The 6029-nt window shown below is 68.3% G+C and carries 9 protein-coding genes and 1 tRNA gene; 9 read left to right on the plus strand and 1 reads right to left on the minus strand.

The annotated features are described in order from the left end of the window. From ABZ624_RS15645 to ABZ624_RS15680, 8 genes are all read left to right on the plus strand, one after another. Positions 1 to 237 carry a hypothetical protein gene (locus tag ABZ624_RS15645; RefSeq protein WP_360087774.1) on the plus strand — a complete coding sequence of 79 codons (237 nt, stop codon included), beginning with the start codon at positions 1 to 3 and terminating at the stop codon, positions 235 to 237. 92 nt (positions 238 to 329) lie between these two features. Beyond that, entirely contained in the window at positions 330 to 512 is a 183-nt protein-coding gene (locus ABZ624_RS15650; protein ID WP_360087777.1) for a hypothetical protein, read from the plus strand. 5 nt (positions 513 to 517) lie between these two features. Continuing rightward, positions 518 to 688 (plus strand): hypothetical protein, encoded by a 171-nt coding sequence (locus ABZ624_RS15655; RefSeq protein WP_360087780.1) that lies wholly within the window; start codon positions 518 to 520, stop codon positions 686 to 688. Then, a complete protein-coding gene (locus ABZ624_RS15660; RefSeq protein ID WP_360087783.1) occupies positions 685 to 1473 on the plus strand; it encodes a hypothetical protein in 789 nt (262 codons plus the stop codon). Before ABZ624_RS15655 ends, ABZ624_RS15660 begins: the two co-directional genes overlap by 4 nt. Continuing rightward, complete coding sequence (repSA, locus tag ABZ624_RS15665; RefSeq protein ID WP_360087786.1) at positions 1470 to 2876, plus strand: replication initiator protein RepSA; 1407 nt, start codon at positions 1470 to 1472, stop codon at positions 2874 to 2876. Before ABZ624_RS15660 ends, repSA begins: the two co-directional genes overlap by 4 nt. Before the next feature lie 16 nt (positions 2877 to 2892). Further along, entirely contained in the window at positions 2893 to 3063 is a 171-nt protein-coding gene (locus ABZ624_RS15670) for a helix-turn-helix domain-containing protein (protein ID WP_360087848.1), read from the plus strand. Next, positions 3060 to 4433: a tyrosine-type recombinase/integrase gene (locus ABZ624_RS15675; RefSeq protein ID WP_360087789.1), complete on the plus strand. Its 1374-nt coding sequence runs from the start codon at positions 3060 to 3062 to the stop codon at positions 4431 to 4433. Before ABZ624_RS15670 ends, ABZ624_RS15675 begins: the two co-directional genes overlap by 4 nt. A 192-nt stretch (positions 4434 to 4625) precedes the next feature. After that, positions 4626 to 5009, plus strand: a complete 384-nt coding sequence (locus tag ABZ624_RS15680; RefSeq protein ID WP_360087792.1) for a DUF6083 domain-containing protein — start codon at positions 4626 to 4628, stop codon at positions 5007 to 5009. Positions 5010 to 5185: 176 nt separating this feature from the next. On the opposite strand, the gene ABZ624_RS15685 is transcribed toward ABZ624_RS15680, so the two are convergent. Next, a tRNA-Arg gene (locus ABZ624_RS15685) sits at positions 5186 to 5257 on the minus strand. Between the two features lie 165 nt (positions 5258 to 5422). On the opposite strand from ABZ624_RS15685, the gene ABZ624_RS15690 reads away from it, so the two are divergent. Continuing rightward, positions 5423 to 5938, plus strand: a complete 516-nt coding sequence (locus tag ABZ624_RS15690) for a response regulator (protein ID WP_360087795.1) — start codon at positions 5423 to 5425, stop codon at positions 5936 to 5938. Positions 5939 to 6029 lie beyond the last annotated feature (91 nt).

Consider the following 6029-nt stretch of genomic DNA (forward strand, 5'->3'; position numbering starts at 1 on the left):
ATGGGCATCTTCAACCGCAAGAGCAACGCCCCGGAGCCCGCCCGCAACGACGAAATGGTCGAGCTGGGCCGCGATTACGCCATCGCCCGCCGCCACCGCGACACCAAGGCCATGAACCGGATCATGCGACAGGTCGGAAACGACAAGGACGTCACCGACCTCAGCGACTTCCGCGCCGGCCAGGAGTCCTACGACTCCCTCCCGCCCATCCCGCGGACACGCAACCGCCGCCGCTGAACGGCCCCGGGGCGGCTCTCTCGCCAAAGAACCGCCGCCCCGGCGCCTGCAACCACTTCCAGATCCAACGGACCCGAAAGGGAAGCCCCATCATGCCTCAGCGCGCCCAGAACACGTCCGTCTGCCGTGACTGCGACGGCTTCGCCACCGCCGCGATCGCCACCGGCGCCCGTAACACCGACGGCACCCGCGCCACTCTCACCGTGGTCTGCCCGACCTGCAAGGGCACCGGCCATACCACCCCCGCCACCGCGCTGTCCCGGGCCCGGCGGTGACCGCCGTGGCCCTCCTCGACTGGCGCTCACCCGAGCACTTCGACCACAGCGGCGACAAGCCCTGCGTGATCTGCACCAAGCCCACCCCGCTCCGCTCCGACCGCGGCAAGCCCGTCCACAAGGTGTGCGCGGAACAGTGGCTCGACCGCCACCCGGCGAAGGGGGAGGAACAGTGAGGTTCTACCTGACCACCCACAAGCGTCACTGGGTCCGGCTCACGCAGGTGCCGCTGTTCCTGAAGTCCGAGCACTTCACCAGCGCCGCGAACCTGCACCCCGCACTCGGCCGGTACGCGATCGATTCCGGCGGCTTCACGGAGCTCCAGCGGTACGGCCGCTGGACCCGCACCCCACGCCAGTACGTGCAGGACCTGCGGCGCATCTGGGAGTGCGTCGGCCCCTACGACTGGGCCGCCCCACAGGACTGGATGTGCGAGGACCTCATCATCCACGGCGGAACGGCAGGCCCGCTCACCTTTGCCGGCACCCACCTCAGCGTGCGCGAACACCAGCGGCGTACGGTCGCGAACTTCCTCGAACTGCGTTCGCTCGCCCCTGACCTGCGTATCGCCCCCGTCCTGCAGGGCAAGACGGTTGCGGATTACGAGCACTGCCTGACCCTGTACGACCGCGCCGGGGTCAACCTCGCCGTGGAACCGGTCGTCGGCCTCGGCTCCGTCTGCCGCCGCCAGTCCACCCGCGAGGGCGCCGAGATCGTCACCGCCCTCGCTGCTCACGGCCTCAGCAACCTCCACGGTTTCGGCTTCAAGACCCTCGGCCTGGGCAAGGTCGGCCACCTGTTGGCCTCCTCCGACAGCGCGGCATGGAGCTACCACGCCCGCCGTCGCCCGCCTCTGCCCGGGCACACCCACAAGAACTGCGCCAACTGCCTGGACTACGCCCTTGCCTGGCGCACCCGCGTCCTGGCCGGGCTCCCCTCACAGACGGGAGCTCCCGCGTGACCGATACCGCCACCATGGCGGGCCTGGACCCGGCCACCCTCGCCGACGTGCTGAGGCTGGCCGCGTCCGACGGCTTCGACCGCATCCAAGACCAGATCCGCCGCACCGGCGGCTGCACCGACCCCATCCGCCTGCAGGGCACCACCGTCACCCGCGATGCGATCACCGGCCACGTCCTGCATGCCTACTCGACCGACACCGAACCCGGCGGCGTCCTCCGTGTGGCCTGCGGCAATCGGCGGGCCTCCCGCTGCCCGTCCTGCGCCTGGACCTACGCCGGCGACACCTACCACCTCATTCGCGCCGGCCTCGTCGGCGATCTCGCCAAGGGCACCCCGCACACCATCCGCGACCACCCGCGCGTCTTCGCCACCCTCACCGCGCCCTCGTTCGGTCCCGTTCACAACCGGCCTGGCCACCGGCCCTGCCGCTGCGGCACCCATCACGCCGAGGACGCCCCCGAACTGGGCACCCCGCTCGACCCGGCGACGTACGACTACACCGGCGCCGTGCTGTGGAACAACCACGCCTCCGACCTCTGGCGCTACTTCACGATCTACCTGCGCCGCGAGATCGCCAAGCGGGCCGGGCTCACCCAGAAAGCCGCGAACGAAGAGTCTCGGGTCTCCTTCGGTAAGGTCGCCGAGTACCAGAAGCGCGGCGCCATCCACTTCCACGCCGTGATCCGCTTCGACGGCCCCGAAGGACCCGACAGCCCCCCACCGGCCTGGGCCACCCTCGACCTGCTCACCGACGCCATCCACGCCGCCGCCGCCCGCGTCGCTGTCGACGTCCCTCCGGCCCGGTATCAGCCGGACCCCGAGCAACCGGCACGTACCGAACCCGCACGCACCCTGCGCTGGGGCACCCAGCTCGACGTCCAGCCGATCGGCGCCTTCGGCCAGGGCGAGGAGATCACCGAACAGGCGGTCGCCTCCTACGTCGCCAAGTACGCCACCAAGGCCGCCGAGACCACCGGCACCGTGGACCGCCGCATCGGCAATAAAGAAGCCCTGGTCCTCCTCGACGTGCCCGACCACCCAGCCCGGCTCATCGCCGCCTGCCTCGACCTCCACCCGCTCTACCCCGACCGGAAGTTGCGTGACTGGGCTCACATGCTCGGCTTCCGCGGCCACTTCTCCACCAAGTCCCGCCGCTACTCCACCACCCTCGGCGCGCTGCGCCAGGTCCGCGCCGACTACCGCGCCGCCCAGCAACGCGCCGCCCTAGGCCTGCCCGATCCCGACGAGGAAGAGGCAACCACCCTGACCCTCGCTCACTGGGTCTATGCCGGTCACGGCCACACCCCCGGCGAATCCTGGCTCGCCGCCAACATCCGCCGCGACATCCAGCACAACCGTGAGATCGCCCGTGAAGAACTCGCCGCACTAGAAGGAGCCTGATGTGAAGGACGAGTTGATGACCGTTCCGCAGATCCTTGCTGAACTGGGCGGGGTTTCTCGGCGCACATTCTACCGGTGGCGCGAGCTGGGCCACGGGCCGGCAGCATTCAAGTTGCCCAACGGGGAACTTCGGGTGTGGCGGAGTGACTTCACCACCTGGCTGCGGCAGTTGGAGACGGCGGCGTGAAGTCTCTCGACGCGAAGGTGTGGGGCGTCCGAAAACGGAACACCAAGAATCCGTCCTATGACGTCCGATGGATGGTCGCCGGAAAGGTCTTCTCCGAGCAGTTTCGCACCAAAGGCCTGGCGGACCACTACCGGTCCAAGCTGCTCCGCGCTACTCATGCCGGCGAAGAGTTCGACACCGTGACGGGGCTGCCGGAATCGATGGTCGAGAAGGGGGCCTCGATGACCTGGTACGCCTTCGCTCTGAAGTATCTCGCCATGAAGTGGCCGCACGCGGCCCCGAACACGCGCAACGGAATCAATGAAGCGTTGACCGCCGTGACGATGGCCCTTCTCGACGAGCGTCCGGGGCAGCCGTCCGACGAACTACTCAGGAAGACGCTTCGCAACTGGGCCTTCGTCCTTCCCGGTCCGGACGAGCGTGAATTGCCGACCGAGGTCGCGAACGCTTTGCACTGGCTGGCCAAGGCGTCGCGCCCACTCTCGGACCTCGGGGACGCCGCGATTTGCAGGGCCGTCCTGGACTCGCTCAGGCTGAAGCTCGACGGGACGGCGGCAGCCGCGGAGACCATCCGGCGCAAGCGTCGGACACTCGTCAACGCGCTCCACTACGCGGTGGACCTGGGGGAGTTCAAGGAGAACCCAATCACGGGCATCCGCTGGAAGAAGCCGAAGGTCGCTGGAGAGGTGGACCCCCGGGTGGTCGCCAATCCTGAGCAGGCTCGTTCCCTGCTGACGGCGGTGTCGTACGTCGGTGGGTACGGCCGTGCGCGTGGCCGTCGCCTCGTCGGCCTGTTTGCCTGCATGTATTACGGCGCCCTGCGTCCGGCTGAGGCAGTCGGCCTCACCAGTGCGGACGTGAAGCTGCCCGAGGTCGGCTGGGGGACGGTCCTGCTGAATCGGACTCGTCCCAGCGTCGGCAAGCAGTGGACGGACTCTGGCGAGACCCATGACGACCGTGGCCTGAAGAATCGGCCAGCGGAAGAGGTCCGGCTCGTACCGGTCCCGCCCCAGCTCGTCGCCATCCTCCGGCAGCACCTCGACACCTTCGGCACCGCCGAGGACGGGCGGCTGTTCACCAACGAGCGCGGGGGAGTGGTCGGCTCGTCCACGTACTACCGCGTCTGGCAGGAGGCCCGTGCGCTGGCGCTCCCGCCGGCCGCGGTCGCCTCGCCGCTTGCCGCCCGACCGTACGACCTTCGGCACTCGGCGCTGTCGACCTGGCTCAACTCCGGGGTGGACCCGACCGAGGTCGCCGAGCGCGCGGGCAATAGCGTCGAGGTCTTGCTGGGCCGTTACGCCAAGTGCATCGACGGGCGGCAGGAAATCGCCAACCGCAAGATTGAGGACCTCTTGCGCGAGTACGAGTGATCACGCAGGCACGCCAAAGCCCTCCGCTTGTACGAGCGGAGGGCTTTGGCGTATATCAGCCGCATGCTGGCGGCCAGTAGATGCAGGATGTACCTGCCGCGTCGTTTCTGGTCTCAGGAATGAGCGGACACCTCAGATGTTCCGTCCAATTCGCTTCTACGCATATGCCGTCGGGCTGTCGACTCTCACGGTATGGGGTCTAAAGAAGAGGAGCCGCGCCGACTGCACAGCGGTCGCTCCCGCTGTCCGTACTGCGGCCTACCACAGGACCGGGTGGCGACGCTTGAGCAGGATTGGGTGTTGCTGGAGCCGGACATGTATCCGCTGGCCCATACGGTGCCGGCGGAGCATCGGTGGATTGAGCTATCAGATGGGCGAGTGGCCGTCTATGGCGTAGGTCCGCCGGACCCACACCAGCGGTGCCGTATCGAGCATCGATTGGCTTGCTCGGCACAGGCGCTACCGGATCTCTGGCCGTGGTTGACGACGCTCCGCGGTGAGAACGCGCGACGAGTAGAGCGGCAGGAGGCCCCGGAGCCGCTGGAGCTCCCTGAGCAGTGGCCGGATGCCGGGTGACGGCCCCCTCACCCAAAGTGGGGGCTGACCTGGGTGGACGCTCCAAGATCCTGTCCACGAATAGTCCACAGACCCCGACATACGGCCGCTTCGGGCCGCATACGGCTGCACAAACGCGAAGACCCCGGCCTCAGCGTTTCCGCTGGTGACGGGGTCTTTGGGCACCTCATACAGGGTGCCCCCGGCAGGATTCGAACCTGCGCACACGGCTCCGGAGGCCGTTGCTCTATCCCCTGAGCTACGGGGGCGTGTCGGCTGCGGAGCTGTTCGCTCGCGGCGACGGGTAGAACACTAGCAGGTCCGGCGGGGTGATCAGGAATCCGTTTCCCGGGTGGGGTGGGGCGGGTCACCTGTAGGGGGCGGAAGTGGGGAAAACCCGGACGCGGTGGCCGGTCCGGACCTACTCTCGACTTGTGCCAGGCGCCTCGGGTCGGGTGCTTGTTGTGGACGACAACAAGGTCATCCGGCAGCTGATCAGGGTCAACCTCGAACTGGAAGGGCTCGAGGTCGTGACCGCGGCCGATGGTGCCGAGTGTCTGGACGTGGTGCATCAGGTGCGGCCCGATGTCGTGACGCTCGACGTCGTCATGCCCCGGCTGGACGGACTGCGCACCGCCGCCCGGCTCCGTGCCGATCCCCGTACCCACCATCTGCCCCTCGCCATCATCAGCGCGTGCACGCAGTACGAGGTCGACACCGGTCTCGACGTCGGCGTGGACGCCTTCCTCGCCAAGCCCTTCGAGCCCGCCGAACTCGTACGGCTCGTCAAGCAGCTCCTCGAGCGCGGGAGCGGGGGAGACGGGCGCGGAGGAGGCGGAGGTCATCGGGGTGGCGGCGGTGACGGGGACAGCGACGGGGACGGCGATGGGGACGGGGCCGGCGAAGGGGTCGCCGATGGTGTGCCGGGTGGGATTTCGTACGGCGGCTAGGTGTATTGATCACGAGCGTTGTTAACGTGGGCCGGTCTTGATCGTGGCGAAGGCCCCCGTGTGTGGTGGAGGTGTCGAATCTTCACCGCAC

Source organism: Streptomyces sp. NPDC007205 (genome assembly GCF_040634095.1).
Classification (GTDB): domain Bacteria; phylum Actinomycetota; class Actinomycetes; order Streptomycetales; family Streptomycetaceae; genus Streptomyces.